The 25,134-nt window shown below is 40.8% G+C and carries 15 protein-coding genes, 2 tRNA genes and 1 pseudogene; 8 read left to right on the forward strand and 10 right to left on the reverse strand.

Annotation, left to right across the window (positions count from 1 at the left end):
- Window positions 1-236: 236 nt before the first annotated feature.
- The 3 genes from rne (at window position 237) to B5D46_RS07485 (ending at window position 5,573) form a co-directional block, all read left to right on the forward strand.
- Window positions 237-2,819 carry a ribonuclease E gene (rne, locus tag B5D46_RS07475; protein WP_143675625.1) on the forward strand — a complete coding sequence of 861 codons (2,583 nt, stop codon included), beginning with the start codon at window positions 237-239 and terminating at the stop codon, window positions 2,817-2,819.
- 178 nt (window positions 2,820-2,997) lie between these two features.
- Window positions 2,998-4,875, forward strand: a complete 1,878-nt coding sequence (locus B5D46_RS07480; RefSeq protein ID WP_078928929.1) for a DUF294 nucleotidyltransferase-like domain-containing protein — start codon at window positions 2,998-3,000, stop codon at window positions 4,873-4,875.
- Window positions 4,875-5,573: an exonuclease domain-containing protein gene (locus B5D46_RS07485; protein ID WP_078928930.1), complete on the forward strand. Its 699-nt coding sequence runs from the start codon at window positions 4,875-4,877 to the stop codon at window positions 5,571-5,573. Before B5D46_RS07480 ends, B5D46_RS07485 begins: the two co-directional genes overlap by 1 nt.
- A 75-nt stretch (window positions 5,574-5,648) precedes the next feature.
- Here B5D46_RS07485 and suhB read toward each other — a convergent pair whose 3' ends face one another.
- Window positions 5,649-6,452, reverse strand: coding sequence for an inositol-1-monophosphatase (gene suhB / locus B5D46_RS07490; protein WP_031491229.1), 804 nt, complete (start codon window positions 6,450-6,452; stop codon window positions 5,649-5,651).
- Window positions 6,453-6,676: 224 nt separating this feature from the next.
- On the opposite strand from suhB, the gene B5D46_RS07495 reads away from it, so the two are divergent.
- On the forward strand, window positions 6,677-6,949 hold the full coding sequence (locus tag B5D46_RS07495; RefSeq protein WP_078928931.1) for a hypothetical protein: 273 nt from the start codon (window positions 6,677-6,679) through the stop codon (window positions 6,947-6,949).
- A 45-nt stretch (window positions 6,950-6,994) separates the two neighbouring features.
- Window positions 6,995-7,516, forward strand: coding sequence for a hypothetical protein (locus B5D46_RS07500; protein WP_031491228.1), 522 nt, complete (start codon window positions 6,995-6,997; stop codon window positions 7,514-7,516).
- A gap of 46 nt (window positions 7,517-7,562) precedes the next feature.
- On the opposite strand, the gene uvrB is transcribed toward B5D46_RS07500, so the two are convergent.
- The 5 genes from uvrB to B5D46_RS07525 all read right to left on the reverse strand — a co-directional run bounded on the left by uvrB (window position 7,563) and on the right by B5D46_RS07525 (window position 11,810).
- Window positions 7,563-9,608, reverse strand: a complete 2,046-nt coding sequence (gene uvrB / locus B5D46_RS07505; protein WP_078928932.1) for an excinuclease ABC subunit UvrB — start codon at window positions 9,606-9,608, stop codon at window positions 7,563-7,565.
- Between the two features lie 163 nt (window positions 9,609-9,771).
- Window positions 9,772-9,847: transfer RNA gene (locus tag B5D46_RS07510), tRNA-Asn, on the reverse strand.
- A gap of 23 nt (window positions 9,848-9,870) precedes the next feature.
- Window positions 9,871-9,946: transfer RNA gene (locus B5D46_RS07515), tRNA-Asn, on the reverse strand.
- Between the two features lie 158 nt (window positions 9,947-10,104).
- A complete protein-coding gene (locus tag B5D46_RS07520; RefSeq protein WP_078928933.1) occupies window positions 10,105-10,299 on the reverse strand; it encodes a hypothetical protein in 195 nt (64 codons plus the stop codon).
- Window positions 10,300-10,307: 8 nt separating this feature from the next.
- Window positions 10,308-11,810 carry a BcsE family c-di-GMP-binding protein gene (locus tag B5D46_RS07525; RefSeq protein ID WP_078928934.1) on the reverse strand — a complete coding sequence of 501 codons (1,503 nt, stop codon included), beginning with the start codon at window positions 11,808-11,810 and terminating at the stop codon, window positions 10,308-10,310.
- A gap of 200 nt (window positions 11,811-12,010) precedes the next feature.
- Here B5D46_RS07525 and B5D46_RS07530 point away from each other — a divergent pair, with 200 nt between their 5' ends.
- Complete coding sequence (locus tag B5D46_RS07530) at window positions 12,011-12,565, forward strand: DJ-1/PfpI family protein (RefSeq protein WP_159443054.1); 555 nt, start codon at window positions 12,011-12,013, stop codon at window positions 12,563-12,565.
- A 104-nt stretch (window positions 12,566-12,669) separates the two neighbouring features.
- Here B5D46_RS07530 and B5D46_RS12285 read toward each other — a convergent pair whose 3' ends face one another.
- The 3 genes from B5D46_RS12285 to B5D46_RS07545 are packed head-to-tail and all read right to left on the reverse strand — an operon-like array spanning window position 12,670 to window position 20,040.
- The gene (locus B5D46_RS12285; RefSeq protein WP_078928936.1) at window positions 12,670-14,244 is read right to left on the reverse strand and encodes a S16 family serine protease; all 1,575 of its coding nucleotides are present in this window, start codon (window positions 14,242-14,244) and stop codon (window positions 12,670-12,672) included.
- Window positions 14,245-14,257: 13 nt separating this feature from the next.
- Window positions 14,258-18,220 carry a translocation/assembly module TamB domain-containing protein gene (locus B5D46_RS07540; RefSeq protein WP_078928937.1) on the reverse strand — a complete coding sequence of 1,321 codons (3,963 nt, stop codon included), beginning with the start codon at window positions 18,218-18,220 and terminating at the stop codon, window positions 14,258-14,260.
- A 2-nt stretch (window positions 18,221-18,222) separates the two neighbouring features.
- The gene (locus tag B5D46_RS07545) at window positions 18,223-20,040 is read right to left on the reverse strand and encodes an autotransporter assembly complex protein TamA (RefSeq protein WP_078928938.1); all 1,818 of its coding nucleotides are present in this window, start codon (window positions 20,038-20,040) and stop codon (window positions 18,223-18,225) included.
- Window positions 20,041-20,304: 264 nt separating this feature from the next.
- On the opposite strand from B5D46_RS07545, the gene carA reads away from it, so the two are divergent.
- Both carA and carB read left to right on the forward strand, forming a co-directional pair.
- Entirely contained in the window at window positions 20,305-21,444 is a 1,140-nt protein-coding gene (carA, locus tag B5D46_RS07550) for a glutamine-hydrolyzing carbamoyl-phosphate synthase small subunit (RefSeq protein WP_031491218.1), read from the forward strand.
- Window positions 21,445-21,454: 10 nt separating this feature from the next.
- On the forward strand, window positions 21,455-24,688 hold the full coding sequence (gene carB, locus B5D46_RS07555; protein ID WP_078928939.1) for a carbamoyl-phosphate synthase large subunit: 3,234 nt from the start codon (window positions 21,455-21,457) through the stop codon (window positions 24,686-24,688).
- A gap of 141 nt (window positions 24,689-24,829) precedes the next feature.
- Here carB and tnpA read toward each other — a convergent pair.
- A pseudogene (gene tnpA / locus B5D46_RS07560) lies at window positions 24,830-25,057 on the reverse strand (IS200/IS605 family transposase); the annotation flags it as partial.
- Window positions 25,058-25,134: the final 77 nt, after the last annotated feature.

Consider the following 25,134-nt stretch of genomic DNA (forward strand, 5'->3'; position numbering starts at 1 on the left):
CTAATCAGAAGTCTGCAAGGGATGCCTTGCGTCTTTATGCGATAAAGCAAAAAAAGGTAAAGACTGACGATTAAGGTTGCCAATAAATAGACCCCACTTTTTTGAAAGTATAGGCGCGTCATTTAAAGGTGTAAGAAAAACTTGTTTTCAATGCATTGGCTCTGCCGAAAGGCTGCTTACAATAGAGCTTGGTTGGGTTTTGCATTTTGAAAACCACAAATTTAGGATGATTTCTCGTGAAGAGAATGCTTATAAACGCAACACAGCTTGAAGAAATCCGTGTTGCCTTAGTCGATGGTCAGAAGCTGTATGATCTAGACATTGAATCTCCACAGCACGCCAATAAGAAAGCGAACATCTATAAGGGAACCATTACTCGAATCGAGCCTAGCTTAGAAGCAGCTTTTGTCGATTATGGTGTTGACCGCCACGGCTTTCTTCCACTAAAAGAAATTGCACGCGAGTATTACCCAGCAGGCACCAATTTCAATGACCACGCTTCAGTCCGTTCTGCTCTAAAGGAAGGTACTGAGGTTATCGTTCAGATTGAAAAAGAAGAACGCGGTCTAAAGGGTGCAGCTCTTACTACGTTCATTTCTCTAGCTGGCAGCTATTTGGTTCTAATGCCAAACAATCCTCGTGCAGGCGGTATTTCACGTCGTATCGAGGGTGAGGACAGAACCGAACTTAAGGCTGCTCTAAAGGGACTTACCGTACCAGAGGGTATGGGCGTTATCGTTCGTACTGCAGGTGTAGGTAAGAGTGCAGAGGAATTAGAATGGGATTTATCCATTCTAACCAAGTTATGGAGCATGATTAAACAGGCTGCATCAACCCGTCCTGCACCATTCCTAATTCATCAGGAATCAAACATTGCTCTAAGAGCAATCCGCGATTACCTAAGACCTGATATCGGCGAGATCCTGGTTGACAGTGAAGATGCCTACAAGCAGATTCTTCACTATATTGAGCTTGTAAGACCAGAGTTTGCTTCAAAGGTACATCTGTACAACGGAGACATTCCTCTATTCAGCAAGTTCCAGATCGAAAGCCAGATCGATACTGCATACCAGAGAGAAGTAAGACTTCCTTCAGGTGGTGCTATCGTTATTGATCCTACTGAAGCTCTAACCTCAATTGATGTTAACTCAGCAAAGGCTACCCGTGGCGGAGATATTGAAGAGACAGCTCTTCAGACTAATATCGAAGCTGCAGAGGAAATTGCAAGACAGTTGAGATTAAGAGACGTTGGTGGTCTTGTTGTTATCGACTTCATCGATATGACTCCACTGAAGAATCAGCGTGAAATCGAAAACAGAATGAGAGATGCCGTTCGTCAGGATAGAGCTCGTATTCAGTTCAGCAGACTATCTCGTTTCGGTCTATTAGAAATGTCACGTCAGAGACTGCGTCCTTCATTAGAGGAAAGCAGCTCTCATGTATGTCCTATGTGTAACGGTCAGGGTACCTGCCGTGATACCCAGTCTCTAGCTCTGTCAATTCTAAGACTGATTGAGGAAGAGTCACACAAGGAGAATGCAGGTGATGTATTCGCAATTGCTTCTGTTGAAGTAGCAACATTCATTCTAAATGAGAAGAGAGCTGCTCTTGCTGCAATTGAAGAAAGAACTAAGACCAGAATTACAATCATCCCTGAAAAGACTTACATGCCTCAGGAATACCAGGTAAACCGTTGCATCCAGACTCCAACCAGCAAAGAAAGCAACATTCACAGCCTGGAAGTTTTACGTGAGCTTGATAAGGATAATCGTCAGAAGGCAGAGAATATACTTGAGAATCCTCTGCTTCAGAAGGTTGTTCAGAACGTTGGTATCAGCAATGCAACCAATGACACTCCTGCAATCAACGGCGATATCATTTCTTCAACCATGACTGCACCTAAGATTACATCCCAGAAGAAGGATGCAAGAAATGGTCGCAACAAGGTTCAGGATGAGCCTGGTTCAATCATAGGTTCAATCAAGTCATTCTTCGGTTCTCTATTCGGAGCACAGAAGAAGGAAGAACCTGTTGCAAAGAAGAACAGCAAGGGCTCTCAGAAAAAGGGTACTAAGCAGCGTTCTGAAAACCAGAACAAGCGTGGACAGAGAAACTCCAACAAGCAGAATTCTCGTTCAGCTCAGGCTAAACAGGAGAAGGTAGAGCGTGCTGAAAAGGCAGAGCGCAATGAAAAGACTGAGAAGGCTGAGAAGCAGTCTCGTCAGGAAGCAAATGAAGCTCCACAGCGTCAGCCAAAACAGCAGAGACAGCGTAAGGCCCGCAACAACGGAGCAGAAGATGCTCCAGCAAAAGAGCCTCGTTCTCGTCGTCAGCCAAAGGAATCAGCACCAAAGGAAGAGCGCAATGAACAGCGTTCATCTGAGCAGACTCCAGCTCCAAAGCCAAGAAGAATCAGTACTCCTCCAAAGCCAAAGGCTGCAGAGTCTAAGATTAAGGAAGTAAAGCCTTACAAGACTCCTAAGAGAGAATATACTGAAGAGCAGATGGAACAGGGAAAGGATTTCTCAGTTGACTTCAGCAACATTCCTTCAGGTCGTGATATTCATGAAGACCTTCACATTGAATACTCAATCAAGGTTGGCGGACTTCGTGATGCAGAATTAAACGGTATCGAGGGAATCTCAGAACCTACTGTTGATCCAGTTGATTATTCAAACGTTCCTTCAGGAAGAGATTTTGATAAAGGTAATGCTGTGGAAACTTCACCTAGAGCAGGTGGTTTAAATGGTAAGACCTCAAGCGCTGCAACCAAGATTATTGATACCCAGCGAGATACAGATCCTTTCATTGAGAACTAACGTTTAATATAGAATACAGATTAAAGCCGGTAAGTAAAATTACCGGCTTTTTTTATGTTAGTATTTTTTTCAGATTTTTTTTACTAATTCAAATGATTTTCTTTGAAACAAGAACCTTGTTTAAGAATAATATTTTATTTTGCATTAGACTTAACTCATAGTTTAATGAGGGGTGACCATGGATAAGTCTCTATTACCAAACATATATGAATTCATTTCCAAAACATACCCTTTCTCTCAATTGAGTGAACTTGAGAAAGATGCTACTGCAACAAAAATTCAGATTACATACCATTCCCCTGGAGATGTGCTTGAGGATGAAACTCTGGCAGGTGCCGGTTTATTTATGGTTAGAGCTGGTGTAGTTGAAACCAGATATAAGAATGACGGCTCACTAAGAGGAAGATTCAGTGTTGGTGATACCTTCGGCTTCACTCAGATGGATAAAGAAGGAAAGAGTGACTATAAGGCAGTTTTCCTTGAAAATACCCTTCTCTATCTTCTTCCTAGAACTGTTCTTCATTATTTAATTGAAAAGAATAAGGCTGTAGGCGATTACTTTGACTCTAAGGAATGGGTTCGTCTGTCCTCATCTCATAACTATGCAGATGAAATCTCAGAAGAAGAAAAACAGTCATCAACATTTAAATCTATTGATTCAGTCTGCAATCACGACCTTGCAATCGTTACCCCTTCAACCTCTATCGTTGATACCGCCATCAAACTTGGCGAACACAATACCGATATGGCTGTGGTTATTGAATATGACGAGCTTAAAGGTGTAGTTACCAAATCAGATATCACCCTTAAAGCTGTTGCCAAGAGCATGGATATCAATTCCCCTATCAACGAAATCATGACAAGAAACATCATGACCATCGAATCAAATCAGTCTGTATATGACGCTTTGGAAATGATGGTAATGTACGACATAAAAAACATTCCAGTCATGAAGAACAACAAGGTATTCGGTACAGTTTCTACCACCAGTCTGTTACAGAATTCTCAGCTTCAGACAGTTTACCTGTGTCAGGAACTCCAGACTGCAAAGGATGTGAATAAGATCATTTCACTGTCAAAACAGAAAAAAGAAATCTTTGAAACTCTGGTAACAACTAATGTTAAGCCTCACACTATACAGAAGGTTATGAGCCATATTGCAGACAACTTCGCTCAGGCTTTTGTACGAATCGCAGAAGATCAGCTGGGACGCGCTCCTGTTGACTATGCGTTCGTTGCAGCAGGCTCTCAGGCTCGTTCAGAGGTTCAGTTCCTGTCTGATCAGGACAACTGCATTATTACCAAGACCGAGCTTACAGACGAACAGAGAGAATACTTTGTAAAGCTAGCCAAATTTGTAACCGAAAATCTGGATAAGTGCGGATACCCACTGTGTGATGGTAATTTCATGGCATCAAATCCTCGCTGGGTGGCAAGTCTTGATACATGGAAGTCATACTACACCAAGTGGATTTCAGATACAGATCAGGATGCAATCCTATCAAGCTCAGTATTTTTAGATATGAGATGTCTTTACGGTCATACCCTGCTGGTAAAACAGCTGCGCATGCATCTGATTGAGACTGCAAAGAACAACAGTCGCTTTATGGCAACTCTGATGAATATATCTGCAGCAGTATCACCTCCTGTAGGTACCTTCAGACAGTTTGTTCTTACCAAGGACGGAGACAACAAACCATATCTGAATATCAAGAAACAGGCTATCAATCTGATTATTGAAATGGCTCGACTATACGGTATCTGCGCACAAACAGACACCACTGATACCTATGAAAGATTGAAGGCAGCTGTTAAGGCAGATCTGTTAAAGGAAGAAGACTATAAGGAGCTTTCTGAGGCTTATACCTTCCTGAACAGCGTACGATTCAACCACCAGCTTAAATCAATGAAGAATGGAGAGAAACTCTCTAACAATATCGTTCCTAACGATTTAAGCCAGTTTGAAAGAAACCACCTAAGAGATGCTTTCCAGATTATTGCTAAGCATCAGAAGGGCGCTTTATTCAGATTCGCTGGAGGTCGCGGAGTTCTATAATGGAAATCTTAAAGCTATTTGACAGGGTCGAAAAACATAGAAAACAGTGTAAGAAGTTCCTGTCATCATCCAGATGTACAGAGGAAATAAAACCGTTTTATGAGAGGGAACTCCCTTCTTCAGATAGCTTTATTGATCAGTGCAAGTTTACCTCAATTGACTTTGAAACAACCGGAGTTGACCCAACTGATAATTACATTCTGTCTATAGGTGGAATCGGTCTGGTTAAAAACTCCATTGACTTTAACACATCATTTCATTATTTCGTTAACAATTCAAAATATATCAAAAAAGACTCAGCAGTTATCAATCAGATCACTCCTGAGCAGCTTATAAATGGAAAAGATCCGGTTGCTGCTGTAGTTGAGCTTTTAGATAAAATCTCAGGCGGAATCGTACTTGTTCACTGCAAATATATTGAAATGAATTTCATTAAGAAGACATTAGGTCTTGAGGATAAAGATCCTCTGCCATTTATTGTCTTTGACACCATGTCAATAGAAAAGAATCTAAGACGAAATGAACCTAATCCTGATGTAAGACTAGTGTCAATCAGAGAAAAACGTGGATTCCCAGCATATGAAGCCCATAATGCTCTAGTTGATAGTCTGGCAACAGCAGAAGTTTTCTTAGCACAGCTTAAAGATCTGTTTGGGAACAAAAGAGCTACAGTAGGTCCTGTAGCTGAAAGATCTTAGAAAACAAACAACAAAAGGAATTGAAACTTTTAACTGCGCCACTTTGTCTTGGCGCAGTTTTTTTTAATGGAATGATTATTTTAGAATTGCAGGTAGATTCTGAACGTCACAAACCTGAAGAAGTGCACGTAGAACCTTTGGATTACCTGAAACTACGTTTCCACTCTTAACATAGTTTGGCTCGCCCATAAAGTCGGTTACGATACCACCAGCTTCACGAAGAATTAAATCACCAGCAGAGAAATCCCAAGCCTTTAAGCCCTGCTCTAGGTAGCCGTCAAAACGACCACAAGCTACATAGCACAGATCCAGACTTGCTGCACCCATACGACGTACGTCAGCACAATTTGAGATTAAACGAGAGAATAGCTCAAGATAAGCATGCATTCTGTCACGATATCTTGTTGGGAAAGCGGTACCAATGATAGCACCGTCTAATGAATCGCGTGAACCAACACGGATTCTGCGGCCATTTAAAAATGCTCCACTTCCACGAGCTGCAGTAAACATCTCGTTTGCCATTGGATCAAATACTACACCAATTTCAGTCTTGCCATTGTGTCTTAAAGCAATTGATACTGCGCAGTGAGGAATACCCTGAACAAAGTTTGTGGTACCGTCGATAGGATCAATAATCCACTGATATTCAGAATCTGGATTACCCTGAACTCCACCTTCCTCTGCAATAATGCCATGGTCACGGAAAGACTTTAATAAAGTGTCAACGATAACTTTTTCACACTGTTTATCAATGCTTGTAACCAAATCATCTTTATTCTTTGTTGCAACTTCAAAAGTATCTTGCTGGCCAATATTGCGTGCAATTAGATTACCAGCAGCACGTGCAGCACGAACTGCAATGTTAAGCATTGGATGCATTTTTAAATTCCATTTTTGAAAAAGCGATACACCGAACTGAGGATTTTTCCCACATTGGTGCTAAAAAATTCTGACTAATTATAATATAATTTTTTAGAAATTTTGAATTTATAAAAAAAAATTACATTACATCCTGTTTCTTCACCTTATTTTTTTGAAGAAAACTGATAAAAAAGCCTTTTAATTTTTTTTAACTTAGGTAACTTTCGGATTAGAAACAGCAAATGCATAAGATTATTCTTGCATTTGGTCTTGTTTTGCTTCTGATTACAGGCTGCACAGCCCATAATAAAGAGATAGAGGATCCTGTTAAGGCAGAGCTTTTAAAACCAGCTCCTCCTGTAACAGTTGAGACTGATGCAGATAAAGAGCAAAGCACAGAAGACAAAAACAAAGATAACGAGGAAAGCAAAGGTGTAGCCTACTATCTGACAGTGGGTGTTGGAACAGTATTCTACACAGGTCTTTACGTACTGAGCGAAATAGTCAGTCATTAAAGAGAAGTTTCAGCTTCTCTTTATATTTTTTAGGTTGGAACGATTATGGCAGATAAAGATTTATATACAAAGGTTAAGTCTGACTTAACAAACGCTGGAATCAACGAAGGTCACTTTCAGTGGTATGCACTGATGCTGGGAGCTCTGGCAAAAGGAATCGCTCCAGGCAACAGAGTATTCAACTCCATCTTCTCAAACCTCCTAAATGACGGAGAACCTCTTCCAGGAGCAGTAGTTGCAGCTATGACCAATCTTGCTATGGATTGTGAATCAAAGCTTGAGAATGCGGACGAGGATCTGTTTGCTATGCCAGACTCATCCGTAGAAAAGAAAATCAGACTTCAGGTTTTAGCAGACCTTTCCTATGGACTGTCATTAGGATTAAGCATCAATGCTGAGGATGGCACCATGGAGAAGATTAAGGATAAGGAGCTTCTTGCTGATCTTGCAACTATTTCAGAGGTTTCAAGAGTTGATACCGATGCAGAGCTCGATGAAGAGGATCTCAAGAATGTTCTTGAGTTCATGCTGGATGTTTTAACCAAGACCTACCAGAAAAACCAGTAAAGGTTTTTATACTGAAACACTCAAAAGAGTGTTTCAGTTCTATTTTCTATTCCTTATCATCAAGGCCCGGCATTAGAATCAGAGCCTGTTTCAAGTCAGCAATTTCATCACGGAGAGCAGCCGCTTCCTCAAACTTAAGCTCTCTTGCAAGATCAACCATCTTGTCGGTTAATACCTTGATTCTTGAAGTGATTTCCTTTGCTGTCATCCTGTGAGCAGAATTCTTCTTCTCCCACTCCTTTCGAGACATCGGTCTCTTGCGTTCTTCATCAGGAACCTTAAATGAACTGGTATCGTTGATGGCAACTTCCATAATATCCAGGATCTTCTTTTCAATCTGCTTAGGAACTATACCGTGGTCATGATTGTATTTTTCCTGAATCTCACGTCGCCTCTGGGTTACATCAATAGTTTCCTGCATCGAAGGGGTAACCTTATCCGCGTAGAAGATTGCCTTTCCATTAACATTTCTGGCGGCACGGCCAACAGTCTGAATCAGTGATCTAGTAGAACGAAGGAAGCCTTCCTTATCAGCATCCAGAATAGCAACCAAGGATACTTCAGGCATATCCAGACCTTCACGCAGCAGGTTAATACCGATAAGAGCATCAAACTCTCCTAAGCGCAGGTCACGGATAATCTCCATTCTTTCAACTGTATCAATATCAGAATGCAGATATCTTACGCGTATATCATGTTCAGCAAGGTAGCCAGTTAGCTCCTCTGCCATTTTCTTGGTTAGAGTCGTCACAAGTACGCGCTCGTTCTTTCTGGCGCGCTCACGGATCTCACTCATAACATCATCAACCTGGGAGGCAACTGGTCGTACTTCAATAATCGGATCTAAAAGACCGGTTGGTCTGATAATCTGTTCAACAACCTGAGAAGATTCCTTTAACTCCATTTCTGCTGGAGTTGCAGACACATATAAAGTCTTAGGCTGCAGCTTTCTGAACTCATCGAATTTCAGAGGACGGTTATCAAAAGCAGAAGGAAGACGGAAACCAAAATTAACAAGGCTTTCCTTTCTTGAGAAATCTCCTTTATACATGGCACCAATCTGAGGTACAGTCACGTGCGACTCATCGATGATTAGCAGACCATCTTCCGGCAGATAATCAAAAAGACAAGGAGGAGGTTCTCCCTCTTTTCTTCCTGTAAGATACCTTGAGTAGTTCTCGATTCCAGAGCAATAACCAAGCTCGTTGATCATCTCAATATCGTAGGTTGTTCTCTCTCTGATTCTCTGTTCTTCAAGCAGTTTGCCGTTATCAAGGAAATACTGACATCTGTCCTTTAGTTCTTCCTTTATCTGCTCTACCGCGTGATCCAGAATATTCTTTGGTGTTACATAATGAGTCTTAGGGAAGATGGTTACTCTAGGCAGAATCTGCTTAATCTCACCTGTAAGAGGATCAAAGGTCTTAATAGACTCAACCTCTTCATCAAAGAGTTCAATTCTTACAGCATAGCCATCAGAGTCTGAAGGATAAATATCGATAACATCCCCTCTAACTCTGAATGTTGAACGAGCAAAGCCAAGATCATTTCTTGTGTACTGGAGATCTGACAGTCGTCTCGTAATCTGCTCCTGAGAAATAAACTCACCACGTGAAACATGGAGCATCATCTTAAGATATGTTTCAGGCTCACCTAAACCATAGATGGCAGATACCGAACAGACCACAATCACGTCCTTTCGCTCCATAAGAGCCTTGGTGGCAGAAAGTCTCATCTGATCGATATGATCATTTACCTGAGCATCCTTTTCGATATAGGTATCAGATGCGGCAACATAGGCTTCAGGCTGATAGTAGTCGTAATATGAAACGAAGTACTCCACCGCATTCTCGGGAAAAAATTCCTTCATCTCTCCATATAGCTGAGCCGCGAGAGTCTTGTTATGAGAAAGGATCATTGTAGGACGGTTCAATGAAGCTATAATATTTGCCATGGTAAAAGTTTTACCAGAACCTGTAACACCTAAGAGGGTCTGAAACTTATCTCCCCGCTCAAAGCCTTTACGAATAGCCTCAATAGCCTGAGGCTGATCGCCTGTTGGCTTAAACTCTGAATGTAGCTTGAAATCCATAAATATAAACCGGTAAGATTATTTTGAGTGGCGGAACAGCCTTGTTGTGAATAATACTTTCGAAAGTAATGCTAACACTAAAAGAAAATTAAGAGAATTGTAAACAGAGAGAAATTTTATCTAGTGCAGAAATAAAAAAAGCAACCTACGGTTGCTCTGTGCGTGGCTCCTCCTGCGGGACTCGAACCTGCGACATACGGATTAACAGTCCGCCGTTCTACCGACTGAACTAAGGAGGAATACCTTGCTTTTACTTTTTGATTGGCTCCTCCTGCGGGACTCGAACCTGCGACATACGGATTAACAGTCCGCCGTTCTACCGACTGAACTAAGGAGGAACGCCTCAATTTTGTTTTCACCTTGTCGTGAAAACGGAAGTCATTATAGAGGCAGATCATTAGTCTGTCAACACTAAAAAAGAAAAATAATTTCAGGAATTATGCTCATATGAGCATAAAACAAGGAGGGATTCGATATATAAGCCATTCTGTTATTTTTAATTTTTTCCACTGTTCAGATAATCTCGGAAACTGCCCTTTGATTTCAGATTAGAACGTACATTTGGAGCTATTCTAAAAAACAGTTTCATCCTATAGAAATTATCGCGGATATAAAAACCTAAAGGAACAAACAGAACCGCACACAGGATTATTACAAGAAGTACTTCCTTTTCAATTACTATTGATTCCATATGCTCTCCTAATTCAGTTTGTACAGACTGTGCTCTTTAAGAATCTTAGAAGCAAACTCCTCATCCGCATGAGAGATTCTGTCATTGTTCTTGATGTCTATAAGCTCATCAAGAATCTTATTTTTCTTAGAAATGATTCTATTTCCCTTAAACAGTTCAATAGAGGTACTACTTAAAACCTGACCAAAGATTTCAGGGAAACTATTCTCAACATAGTGCGGAATAAACACATATAGCTCATTGTTTATAGCGGTACAATAATCACCTCCCTGCTTAGGAGAGAACCTCAAAATACATTCCTCTATTGAAATCTCATCCTTAGGAGAAAGTATCAATAGACAGGCCTTAATATTCTCATCATTGATATGCATACTTACTATTGAGTAAATCTTATTCACAAAGACATCAGGATAAAGAAAGCCATTCTCTTCTTTAGCCACCAGATGATAAGATTCGATTATGTTTTCAAAGGAAGGATTTAAAGCCTTGCTCATGGTCATAGACTTTAGAGAAGGAAGCATTGCATTGATATAATCACTGTTTGAAGTTGCCTCAAAAATGAAGTTTGTTCCACACTCGAGGAAGAATGACCTTACACATGATTCTACCTTTTGAACCTTTTCAATAATGATAATCTTTAAAAAATTACCTCGACTGGTTCTAAGTTCATAAATCTGTTTACCCAGAGAATCGACCTGATCTCGCGAAGACAGACAGAAAATCAGCGTTGCGGCAATAGCCTTCTGAGAGGCATCTGCAAAGAGATCCTCATTGGAATTGTAAAAGTGTATTGAATTAAATAGAGACTTATCGATTTCGAGAGCATCAACATGGGTATAGCAGATTGAATTATCAATTGCATTATCAATGCTGTTATTGTCTATCTTAAACTCATATCCCTTAGGACCAAGCTTTAATAGCGACTCACCGTGAGAGAATACACCCTCATTATTTCGCCACATCTTGGTATCCAGCTTTAAATCAGCTCCGTCATAGCTTAATACAGCAAGACCTGAAATATAATGACTCTTTTTTGAGATCTTCTTTACAAGCATTTCAGGATGTTCGCCGAAGCTTACAAACAGAATTGCAGTATTGAATCTTGAAGCAAAAATAGAAAACTTTGAAAGAAGCTTGTCCAGCTCTTTACCTTCATATGGCAGTAAGGAAATCTCGTCAAACAAAACAATAATGAATGAATTTTCCTTGGTCATTTTCATGAACTTAAAGTCATTCACCAGAGTTTTCAGAAGATTGTTCTTATTTCTGTTTCTAAAAACTTCAGCATCTATTCTCAGTAGATAATCAAGATCATAGCCCTGAATAAAGAACTCTTCTCTATCCACATCACTGACTACAAAATAGCGGTTATAGGAAACACTGGAATTATGATACAGACATGATAAGGATACGTTTATTGCAATATTACGGTTAGAACAGGCAACATAGGAAACACTTCCGTTTTGTAATTCCTGAAGTTCCATAACAAGATTCTGTATACCAAGATACATAGGCTGCCCTTTGAAAAATAAACAATACACTCTTTAACTAAGGGTAGATTATAAATAGCCTTTTTTCAGAGAAACTTTTTAAAAATGAAGGGTAAATTCATATAATTTTGACAAAAGAACATAAAAAATTTTTCCGAATGTTGCAGAATATATTAGTCAACTATAAAAATAATCCCTTAAAACAGGTAAGGAATATAACTATGAAAACAGCTTTAATTTTATATACCAACGGAACCGAAGATATTGAGGTTACTGCCGCTCTGGATGTACTACATAGAGGTGGTGTAAAAATAACAACTGCCGCTGTTTCAGATGAAAGCTCAAGAATGGTAGCTCTTGCCCATGGAACTGTTGCTGTATGTGACACCAATATCGATGAACTTGAGGGAGAATTTGATCTGATAGTTGTTCCAGGCGGTCCAGGCACAAAATACATGGGACAGAACGATAAGGTAATTGAGTTACTAAAAGCTCAGAAGAATAAAGGTAAACTTATCGGAGCCATCTGTGCTGCGCCGGGAGTTGTTCTCTACTCTCATGGACTAATTGATGATAAAACAACAGCATCATGCTATCCAGGCTGTGAATGTGGCAAGAACTTCAGCAAGCAGGGCGTTTCAATATCAGAGGATGGAAAAATTATTACAGCAAGATCTGCTCATTATGCGATCGCCTTTGGACTAGAAATGCTAAAAGCTCTATCAGGTGAAGAGGTATCTCTCAAAGTAGCAAGAGATCTGCTAGTTATCGAATAGTTTCAGCAGAATACAAATACTTCTAATACACCATTAGAAAATAGCCTTCTCAATTTTAAGAAGGCTATTTTTATTTTAAATGTCAAAAAGATATTTTTTAAAGGTTAGAAGAACTTCCACCAAGGGCGAGCATTCTTGCCGTTGCCAATCTCATCAAGTCTGGTACAGATCTTAGAACATATTGAATTCTCAATAGAACTGTCACCCCATGGAGTCTTAAGCAGAAGCTTTGCAGCACCAGTTACATGAGATACCACATAAATATGGAACTTACCTTCCTTAACAGCAGAAATCACAGAGCCTCTCAGAACCAGCTGATCAACGCATGAAGCAGGTATAATTACGCCCTGAGTACCAGTAAGACCATGCAAACGACAAATCTTAAAGAAGCCTTCAATCTTCTCGTTCACCCCTCCCACAGGCTGAACATCACCGAACTGATCTACAGCACCAGTTACAGCTAAATCCTGACGGATAGGTAAATCAGATAAAGCAGAGATAACAGCACATAAGCCTGTCAGTGATGCTGAATCACCATCAATCTCACTGTAAGACTGCTCGAATACCAGGCTCGCTGATACTGGCAGAGGCTGTTCTGCACCGAATTCATTTGAAAGGAAGCCATTGATAATCATCATGGCCTTTGCATGAATCTGACCAGCCAGCTCAGCCTTTCGCTCAATATCAATAACATCCCCTTCACCACCGGCACGCAGTGTAGCTGTAATTCTTACAGGTTCGCCATACTCGTATGAGGTGCCGGCAGTCTCAATTACACTAAGACCGTTAATCTGGCCTATTTCCTCACCCTCAGTTGCAAGAAGGATCTGATTGTCTCTATGATTGCGAAGCTCAAGCTCTGCAAAATAATTGATTCGATAATCCTCAGCCGCAATTGCCTTGAGAACAGAGATATTATCTACTGTATTCCCCTTTGCATAACGGTTGGCTGCTATAACCAGAGTACAAAGTCTTATTTCAGGAATTCCAAGCCATCTTCTATCCCCTGACTGTCTTGAAGACCAGATACACAGAAGCTCAATTGCTTCCTGAGAGAATGGAGAGAGTTTGTATTTATCAACATAGCTTGCAACCAGTGAGGCCATAAGCTCAACACCGCCAGCAATAGGAAACTCCATGACAATATCTGATCTTAGAACATTATCAAGTGAAGGCCAGATCATCTGAAGAGAGGCACATTCAGTTGCATCGCCGCATAGGATGAGTTTAAGTCCTTCATTCTGCGCAATGCAGGCATCAGACATATTCAGCCATTTAGGATGATCAAGAAGATGAGAACAAGGCATGATAACAAAACCTTTAGAGGTAAGAACTCCATCTTCCTTGTCATTACCGAAAAATTCAAACTTGGTTGGGGCATAGGCAATTGTTGGTTCCTGCCCTGCCAGCTCGACAACAAGCTCATGTGCAATTTCAATAGTATTAACTCTTGAACTTCCACATATCATCAGAATTTTTGAATAAGGGTTATTTATAAGTTCTTTTACTGCATTTCTAGCTCTCAGCTGAAGCCTGGCAAAAGAACGAGGCTTAAAATCGCCTGTATCTTTAAAATCTTTTCTTTCAATAACAGGCAGTAAATCCTGATATTCAAGCTCAACAATTGCATCAGCAGCATTCTGAGCTTCTTCTGTTGCTTCTGTAAAAACGTACTTCAAGTTTTCTACCTTATTAATTAGTCTCAAAACTGTAGATTAAATTTACCGACTGATCGATTGATGAAACGAATTCAGCGTACAGCTTTCTTACTAATTCATACCTGATCTTAAATTCATTAACCGAGTTATAAATACCATATCCATATGAAAGACGCAATCTGTTGTTCACATAGGTTTGAACTTCAACCTGAGTTTCATCACCACTTCCGGATGAGCCCAGCTGAACTCCATCCATACCGAAAATTCCAACAACAGAATTCAGCATTCCAGCTGTTGTTCCAAGTCCCAGAGACATTAAAAGCTGAGCACTTGAGGCATCAGAATTACCAGAAGCGTTTCTCTCAAGGCCATGTCCGTATAGAAGGTAACTTAAAATCTCGTTCTTACTCATTGCAGGCTTTGAGAACAGAGTAATCTCAGGGTTCTCTGCGTAACCTGACACCTTTACTCCTGCAAGAACATCATCATCGATTGCACTTGGATCTGCTACAACCTCAACATCTAAGGCAGGATTGGTAATATCTCCCTTAAAGATTGCATGAGCATGATTAAAGATGAACTTATGTCCGTACATATCCGCTCTGGCATGCTCAAGAGAAACCTTTCCTGAAGATATAACCTTCTTTGAGTCTGAAGACTTATGAATCTTTACTCCACCAACAACATTAGATCTAAGGCCCATTGCATTGACTTTTACATTGTCGCCAAGGTTGATTTCCACATCAATTAACATGTCGTTATTGATTGAGGCTGCTTTTTTCTTGTCGATCATCATACCTCTCAGGTTGGTATTCGAATCGACAAATATCTCATCCTTAGAAGGGGCAATGCTCTTATTATCAAGAGATTTGAATTTAATCATGGCTCGAGGAATATCTACTTTTCCTGTTACCTTTATAATCTCGTCAAGCTCGCACAGAGTATGAATATCTGCAACAGCTTCACCGTAGGTTAGAAGGAAGAATGGAAGACTTACAGCATCAAGCTGAAGTTTACCCTTTGCAGATTCTGACCAGTCAAGATTGCCTCCAAGATTCAAATCTGAATCATTCATAGTGAAGACACCTTTCACCGTTCCTTTTGAACCATCGGCCTTTACATGCACATCAAATTTACTGATTTCACCGATACTGAGGCTTGGATCAGCCTTTCCATTAACATTTATATCACCAAAAATTAACGGAGCAGCCAGAGTTCCATCAAGCTTTGCATTAATATTGGCTCTGCCTTCAAGCATGTTTAGCTGTTTAGTAGCTGCAGTGAACAGATCAAGATTCAGATCCTTCAGAACTACACTGCCGGAGAGTCGCTTTTTAGAATAAGGCTCTGAAACAGCAGCACTGACATTTAAAGTACCAAGATCCTTTCTAAGCTCTACATTAAGATCTGTAACCAGGTTCCTAGCATCCGCATCAAAGTTCAGGTGAATGAGTTTGAATGGCATAAAACTCGAGTATGCAGCAACCATTCCGTTCTCAGACTTAATATCACCCTTTATATTTGGGATGCCGTTATTAACATTAATATCTGAATGCATGGAAACTCGTCCTGCGAGTTTCACCTCATCCGGAAGATATTTGTTTACAAACTGAAGATTCATTTTATCCAGATCTAAAACGGTCTTTAATAAACCCGGACCAAACAGAATCTCTGTTGAGGTAAGTGTAGAGTTGCCATCAGAAATAGAAACCGGAGAAACATGACCTTTTCTGCTGTTCAAATCATAGTTAATCTGAATAGGATCCTTAATTGAGATCGGATCAATCACGTTGGAAACTACCAGCATATTCATGATCTTGGCTGAATACAGCTTCTTTACTTCATCAAAAGAACCTTCTGCAGATACGTAGCTGCCGCCACCGGAACCACATGACAAGGTCAGACGGTGATGAGGAAGATCTCCCGAAAAATCAAGAGAACACTTCTTATAAGGCTTAATATACTTTGACACCATAACAGAGTTGGCGATCATTGATAGATTCATGTGCTCTGAGGCCAGATCTACAACTGAATCGAAAACAAAGTTAGAAAGGAAAATATTATTCACAAAGAATCGTTCTGATTTTCCTGCTAGAGCAATTTTTGGAGCTTTAGCATCTCCGCTTACAACAAGACGACCTGTAAAACTTCCCTTGGAGCCAGGAATAATGAGTGACAGATCTGGAAGTTCAAAAGTTCCATCCAAAAAGGAACTGTCACTGAGATTACCGGTAAGATAAACATTGTTCTCTTTCTGCTTGAATGCAAAAGTGTCAACATGGAAACCTGTATCTGAGACACCTGTAAAATCCTTGATTACCAGCTCAGATGGATGTGAATTCAGGTTAAATTTTGCATTAACATGATCAACACCAACTTCCACTGACTTTGAATCAGAATCAGAAAATACTCTGAACTGGGAATCCAGATCCAGTCCGCCGCGGAGGAACTCAGATAAATCCCCAGCATCATCAGCCTTGAAACTAACCTTTCCGTCAAAGCCGACTTTTTTATCAAAAGAGAAAAGTCCTTCAACCTTACCTTTAACAGAGCGCTCTCCTAGAGAGCCGGTCATATCAAAGCTGTGAATATTAAAGTCTGAGGTGGTCAGAGTTGAGTCAAGATTCAGCTTTACCTTCTTAAAGCCATGACCAGAGAAAATAGTAGAAAGCTTAACAGGCATCTCTTTGAAGATTGCGCCTTCAAGAGAAAAATCGAGCTTATTAAAGCTAAACTGATTCTTCTTTAAGTCCTCTTCATTGATACTTGAAGAAAGGCCGGTCTCTACAGACTCAATACTGGAAACAACATCCTTAACACTTTCATTATCCAGAGAAGTTTTTGCTTTTTTGAGTAAATCATCGCCATCAACAAGCGGAAAAGTAACCCTGTCAGATTTAACAGAAAGATAAACAGGTACCTCGTTGGATAACGTATTGATTCTTGCCTTGACTGCAACCTCTTTAGGAGTGTTTATGTTTGCATCAAGATTCAGATCAACAAGATCTCCTTTTAGAGTGCCTTCACCGGTAAGACCATATAATGAGGACTCATAATGCTCAAGATTGTATTTTGTCTTATAGCCGACACCAGATACCACAAAGTTCATGTTGTAGTAATCAACAAAATCCATGGTACCAGAAACGCTGACCTCTCCTAGAGGATGACAGGCTCTGATGGAGAACACTTTAAGCAGAGTATGTTCCCACAAGGCGTTTACAGATGCATCAATAAGACCTGTATCGTAGCCATCCTGATAATATCTGCCCTGCTTGATTTTCAGATTATATAAGGCGGCATTCAATGGAAGATCAATGTCGGTAATCTTTTCAATGGCCCCGTTTCCATTATCAAAGGTCAGAATTTCAGGTAGGTTATTAGGCTCTGGAGTATCATCGCCTGTGTATTTAAGATGAACCGATGGATTTTCTATAACACCAGAAGTTATTCCTGCAAAATCATCATGAGCCTCTAAAACAAGATCTGCTGAAGGAACTCTTACATCAACAATATCTGATAGATAAGCAAAATTCTTTAATTTTAAAGAGTTAATTGCAATCTTAACCAGAAAATCAAGACGGAACGGAGTATCATCTTCAACCTCAGATTCATCTTCAGATTCTTCTGAATCATCAGAGTTGTAAACAAGCTCGACCTCCAGCTTGTCTGCGTTCAGATGGTCTATTTTAAAGACGTCGGTAGAAAGGTATCCTAGTGCATGATATTTAAGATCAATGCTGTTGGCTCGGACTATAACCACATCCTTTACATTGACTTCAAAATAGCTGTCGGTCTTAAATCCGTCTAAGACAGAACCTTCATCTATATCAGCAGTAATGGTAAGCACATCGGATAGGCTGCTGTTAACTTTTGAAATAATGTACTTCATGCCCGACGTTGTAGACAGGACATAATACAGAACGGCCCCGACTGTCAGCATCAGGACAGTTAAAATCACAGCAGAATATTTTAAGGTCTTTTTTAATCTAACATTCATACTTAAAATTCTGGGCCAAACTGGAGATGCAGTCTTAATCCGCGCTTATCACGGTGGTTATCAATTCCACATGCCACATCAAGCTTGGCAATACCATATGGAGTTATATATCTGAAACCAACACCAGGACCAAACAGTAGATGACGGTCATTTTTATAGTTATTTGTAACTATTGCAGAGTCCAGGAATACAGCACCACGTGCGTTCTGCATACCTATAGGAAATTCAAACTCTGCGGTTGCAGCAGACATATATCTTGAACCAGTCAGTTCATCTTTAGCATTTCTTGTTGACTGGCTCTTATAACCAAAGCCTCTGAGGTTCTGGTCACCACCGGCGAAATATCGCATTGAAGGAGGAACTTTTCCTGCATCAAAACCTAAATTTGCGCCCTGATATAACTTATATAAAAATCTTGTGTTCTCTGAAGGAGATAATACACCTTTGAAGGTCAGCTCACTCTTCCAGAAAGTCAAATCTGAGACCGCCTTCGTAGCAAATTTGTTATCCCATACAATTGAATAACCGGCTCGAGGATCAAGTCCTCCGGTCGTAGTTCTCATGGAGATCATGGTTCCAAGCATGGTATTGAAGGAATGACCTTTTTCGTCTGACTGAGTATAGTCTTCATACTCTGAGGCAACATAATAATCACGACGCCATTTTCCGACCAGATTGGCAACATAGTGGAAGGATGCGTGAGAAATATCCGACAGAGTATCATTCAGATCAATTCTGGTCTGAGCAAGTTTTATAAAGAAATAGTCAAGATTAGGATTCTTATGAGGAATCTTATAAATAGCCTGAGCTGTCTTCTTTTTCTGAGATGCTCTTATAAATGATGAGAATGAATGTCCGTGAGAACTGATAAGAGGCTTATCCCAGCCTAATAATCCGCGGATTCCTTCATCTGTTGAATAGCCTATACCTACCCTATACTGATTCTTAGCCTGTCTTTCAAGCCCCAGTTTCACTGGAACATAACCGTCCTTTCTGTCTTCAACGATTGGCTGAACATCAACCGATCTGTAGTAGTTTGTCTGAGACAGAGAGGTGGAGAAGTTACCTAAAGTCGCAGAAGAGAATGCATCCCCTTCCTTAAAGTTAATCAGCGACCTTGATGGCTTTAAGAGCCATTCTGTTTTCTCATCTGTTATAAGCTTTCCAAACTTGTATCTTTTGCCTGTATCGTAGATTAGGACAATGTCAGCCGCATTCTGCTCCTGATATACAAGAATTCTTGAACTTATCAGCTTGGAATCAAAGAATCCCAATGAGATGGCATTTTCCTTAAGGTCGGTTTTCAGCTTCTCGTATTTACCATGATCCAAAAGGGTATAAGGTCCAATACCGCTCTTCTCGACAATTCTTTTAAAAGACTGGTAAAAGGCACCTTCACCTAGAATTTCAATCTGAAAATTTCTGATGAAAAGAGGCTTGCCTAAATCAACCTTGGCAACAAGCTGTCTTGATGGTTCATCTCTTTTTGGATAATCAATATCGATTTTAGGATGATAGTAACCGTAAGAATGAACAGCAAGGGTTATCTTGTCTGTAATTTCCTTTCCATACAGTCTGACTTTGTCTTTTGAAATCTGAGGGAGAGAAGAAAGATACCCGTAAACATTGTCTCTTACATCAGGACGGTTGATTCCATCTACCTTGATTGAAACAGGATTGGAAACAGTACTTGTCGATTTTACAGGCTTACCGTCTGAGGAGCATCCACCAGCTACAGTGACAGCAATAGCGAGAGCACATTCTAAAATAAAGGTGCTCTTCCTAATCGAAAATTCAACCTTATGCTGGCGATTAAACATTAGTAGAAATCAGTATCCGGATATTATTATTGTTTTTCACACCAATTATATCGAACTTTCTTATTTCATTTATAGGAAGCTAAAATAATTGTGAAAAAAAACAAAGAAAAAGGACATGATATAACCAAATTGGTTCAATTCCTTTTTTTTCTTGAAAAAGTATGAGATTCGTCTAAAATATTGCAGACATTGGTCCTGGTGAAAAATTATCTGCACCAAGATCGGCGTCGCTCGGTGTTCTCAATCATTTTTTTGGGGGTCTTTGTGGTCGCATCCGCAATTCTGGCTCTCGCTGACGGAACAGTATTTAAAGGTAAAGCTTTCGGCGCCGAAAATACTACCACCGTTGGTGAAGTCGTATTCAATACATCCATGACAGGATATCAGGAAATTCTTACCGATCCTTCATACGCTAGTCAAATCGTCACTCTTACTTATCCTCACATCGGCAATTACGGTACAAATGAAGAAGACATCGAATCTCGGGATGTTTTTGCAATGGGATTAGTTGTAAGAGATCTTTCATTAGTTGCATCAAACTTCCGTAACACAATGAATCTAAGCGATTTTCTTGCTAAGTATAAAAAACCTGGCATTTATGGAATTGATACCAGAATGTTAACCAGAATTCTTCGCGAGAAAGGTGCCCAGAATGCCTGTTTATCAACAGATCCAAAAATGACTGCTGAAAAGGCACTAAAGCTTGCAAGAGAATTTGCTGGTATTAAGGGAATGGATCTTGCCAAAGTTGTAAGTACCAAAGAGATTTACAACTGGAATGAAGGTACCTGGGAGCTTGGTCAGGGCTACGTAAACAAGAGCCGTACAGAGTTTAACGTTGTCGCCTATGATTTCGGTGTTAAGTACAACATCCTAAGAATCCTGGCTTCACTAGGCTGCAAGGTAACAGTTGTTCCAGCAATGACACCTGCAAGTGAAGTTATTAAAATGAATCCAGATGGAATCTTCCTGTCCAACGGACCAGGAGATCCAGAACCATGTACTTATGCACAGGAGGCAATTAAAACCTTCTTAGAGCATAAGATTCCATTATTCGGCATCTGTCTTGGTCATCAGTTACTGTCTTTAGCTTCAGGAGCAAAGACAATCAAGATGAAATGTGGCCACCACGGTGCAAACCATCCAGTAAGAGATTTAGAAAATGGAACTGTATACATCACTTCTCAGAACCACGGTTTCTGCGTAGATGAGGCAACTCTTCCTGCTAATCTGAAAGCAACTCATAAATCACTGTTTGATGGAACTCTTCAGGGAGTTGAACGTACTGATGCACCAGCATTCAGCTTCCAGGGTCACCCTGAGGCAAGTCCTGGTCCACATGATCCAATGGCTTTATTTAAACATTTCGTTGAACTTATGCGCAAATACAGAGAAAAAGCTTAGGGGATAACAGATGCCAAAACGTACAGACATAAAAAAAATCTTAATATTAGGCGCAGGTCCAATTGTTATCGGACAGGCCTGTGAGTTTGACTACTCAGGAACTCAGGCTTGTAGAGCCCTAAGAGAGGAAGGATACAAGGTTATTCTTGTAAACTCCAATCCTGCAACCATCATGACCGATCCTGATGTTGCTGATGTTACCTACATTGAGCCTATCCACTGGAAGGTTGTAGAGAACATCATCGAAAAGGAACGTCCTGATGCAGTTCTGCCAACCATGGGTGGTCAGACTGCACTGAACTGCGCTCTTGATCTTGAAAAGCACGGTGTTCTAGCAAAATACAATGTTGAAATGATCGGTGCTAAAGCCGACGCTATCGACAAGGCAGAAAACCGTGAAAGATTCGATAAGGCAATGAAGGCAATCGGACTTGAGTGTCCTCGCGCCGGAATTGCACACAGCATGCAGGAAGCATGGGAAGTTCAGAAACAGGTTGGTTTCCCTTGTATCATCAGACCTTCATTCACCATGGGTGGTACCGGTGGCGGTATCGCATACAACCCGGAGGAATTCGAAGATATCTGTAACAAGGGCTTAGAACTATCTCCTACCCACGAGCTTCTTATCGACGAGTCATTAATCGGCTGGAAAGAGTATGAAATGGAGGTTGTCCGTGATCATAAAGACAACTGCATCATTGTCTGCTCTATCGAAAACCTTGACCCAATGGGTATCCATACCGGTGACTCAATTACTGTTGCTCCAGCTCAGACACTGACCGATAAAGAATACCAGATCATGCGTGATGCAGCGATGGCTGTTCTCCGTGAGATCGGTGTTGAAACCGGTGGTTCAAATGTTCAGTTCGGTATAAATCCTAAGAACGGACGTATGGTTATCATTGAGATGAACCCTCGTGTATCCCGTTCTTCAGCCTTAGCTTCTAAGGCAACAGGTTTCCCTATTGCAAAAATTGCAGCTAAGCTTGCTGTTGGCTATAGTCTGGATGAACTCGGCAACGATATTACAGGTGACAAAACTCCTGCTTCATTCGAGCCAAGCCTTGACTACGTTGTAACCAAGATTCCACGTTTCAACTTTGAGAAATTCCCTAACTCAGATGATCGTCTGACCACTCAGATGAAGTCTGTTGGTGAGGTTATGGCAATCGGCCGTACCTTTGAGGAGTCTCTACAAAAGGCTCTACGCGGTCTTGAAACCGGTAAGACCGGCTTTGACCCACGTCTGGATATGAAGAAGCCTGATGCAAGATTAAAGCTTCTACACGAGCTTGAAACTGCAGGCGCTCATCGTATCTGGTACATCGGTGATGCATTCCGTTTAGGCATGACCGTTGATGAAGTTTTCGAATATACTCAGATTGATCCTTGGTTCCTGTGTCAGATCAAGGAAATCATCGACATCGAACAGTCTTTAGGCGGAAGAACCTTAAAGTCAATCGATGCTGACGAGATGAAGGATCTGAAGTCACGCGGCTTCTCAGACGCAAGACTTGCTAAACTGCTAAAGACAACCGAAGATAAGGTTCGCGCTCGCAGATGGCTTTTTGAGGTATTCCCTACCTACAAGAGAGTTGATACCTGTGCAGCTGAATTTGCTACCTCAACCGCTTATATGTACTCAACCTATGAGCAGGAGTGTGAAGCTCGCCCTTCAGATAAGAAGAAAGTTATCGTTCTAGGCGGCGGTCCAAACAGAATCGGTCAGGGTATCGAATTCGACTACTGCTGTGTTCACGCCTCAATGGCTCTTCGTGAAGACGGCTATGAGTCAATCATGGTTAACTGCAATCCAGAGACAGTTTCAACAGACTACGATATTTCTGACAGACTGTACTTTGAACCGGTTACCCTTGAAGATGTTCTTGAAATCGCACGTATCGAGAAACCTGTTGGTGTAATTGTTCAGTTCGGTGGTCAGACTCCATTGAAGCTGGCAAAGAAACTTGAGGCTGAAGGTGTACCTATCATAGGAACCTCACCTACCGACATCGACCGTGCTGAAGATCGTAAGCTGTTCCAGGAAGTTGTAAACAAGCTTCAGCTACTGCAGCCTAAGAACGGCACTGCAACCTCTCTGAACCAGGCAATTACAGTTGCAAGCGAAATCGGCTATCCACTTGTTGTTCGTCCATCATACGTATTAGGTGGCCGTGCAATGGAAGTTGTTTACGGAGAAGATGATCTTCGAACCTATTTTGCTGAGGCTGTTAAGGTTTCCAACAAATCACCTGTTCTTCTGGACAAGTTCCTGGATCACGCAACTGAAATTGACGTTGATGCTGTTGCAGACGGTAAAGATGTTGTTATCGGCGGTATTATGGAGCACGTTGAAGAGTGTGGTGTTCACTCTGGAGACGCATCATGTGTTCTTCCTCCATACCACTTAAAGCAGGATATGATTGACAGACTGACCAAGATCTCAAAGGATCTGGCTTTAGCACTGAATGTTAAAGGTCTGATGAACGTACAGCTGGCTATCCGTGAGGATAAGATTTACCTGATTGAGGTAAACCCTCGTGCCGCACGTACTATTCCTTTCGTATCAAAAGCTACAGGTCTTCCATTAGCTAAGATTGCAGCTCGTGTAATGACAGGTAAGACTCTTGCCGAACAGGGTGTTACTCACGAGGTTGTACCTCCTTACTATGCAGTTAAGGAAGTTGTACTGCCATTCGCCAAGTTCCCAGGCTCAGATCCTCTGCTAGGACCTGAAATGAGATCAACTGGTGAAACCATGGGTACAGCAACAACCTTCCCAGAGGCATTTGCCAAGTCACAGCTTGCAGCTAAATCTCCAATCCAGAGATCTGGTACAGTTCTGCTTTCAATCAAGAAATCAGATCAGAGCAGACTACCTGAGTTTGGTCGCAAGCTGATTGAGGCAGGCTTCAAGCTGGAGGCAACTCGTGGTACCTGTCAGACTTTAAGAGATGCAGGAATTGAATGTACTCATGTTCATAAGGTTTATGAAGCAAGACCAAATCTTCTGGACTTCATTAAATCAGGAAAGTACAGCTGGGTAATTAACTCAACAGAAGGACGTCAGTCAGTTGAGGATTCTCGTTCACTGCGTCGTAGCTGTCTGCGTTACGATATCTGCTATACCACAACCTTAAATGCAGCAATTGCTTCTGTTGAGGCAATCAATGCTGATGAGTATGCTACAGTTCATTCTCTTCAGGAACTGCACGAGATGGTAAATCAGAAGTACAAGAAGTAGTCTGTACTTAACTTAATTAGAAAAATCCGAAGCTACTAGTATATCCACAGTACTTCGGATTTTTTTATCAAGTAATAGGCACGCTAAAACCACGCAGTTTACTGCGGGGATAAAGCGTGCCGATTAGAAAATGGATATTTTCTAATCAGGTGTGTTCTGTTGTTCTATATATTGTCTAATAATAGAAATTGAGGCTCCTCCACAACTGCATGCAAAATAGGATGGTGACCAAAGAGCTTTCCCCCAAAGATTATTTGGTATAGAGGGATAATTCTTTTTTCTGATAATTAGACTCGAATAACCTTTGAGAGCTTGAACTAGTTTTCAGATTGCAACTTTTGGAGGATAACTGACTAGCAGATGAACATGCAAATTGTAAACACAATGTCGGCCGTGCAAAAATTCTGTGTTTTTCATATACTATCATCCTCAATTGTTAATAATCT

The organism is Succinivibrio dextrinosolvens DSM 3072 (assembly GCF_900167015.1).
GTDB lineage: Bacteria > Pseudomonadota > Gammaproteobacteria > Enterobacterales > Succinivibrionaceae > Succinivibrio > Succinivibrio dextrinosolvens.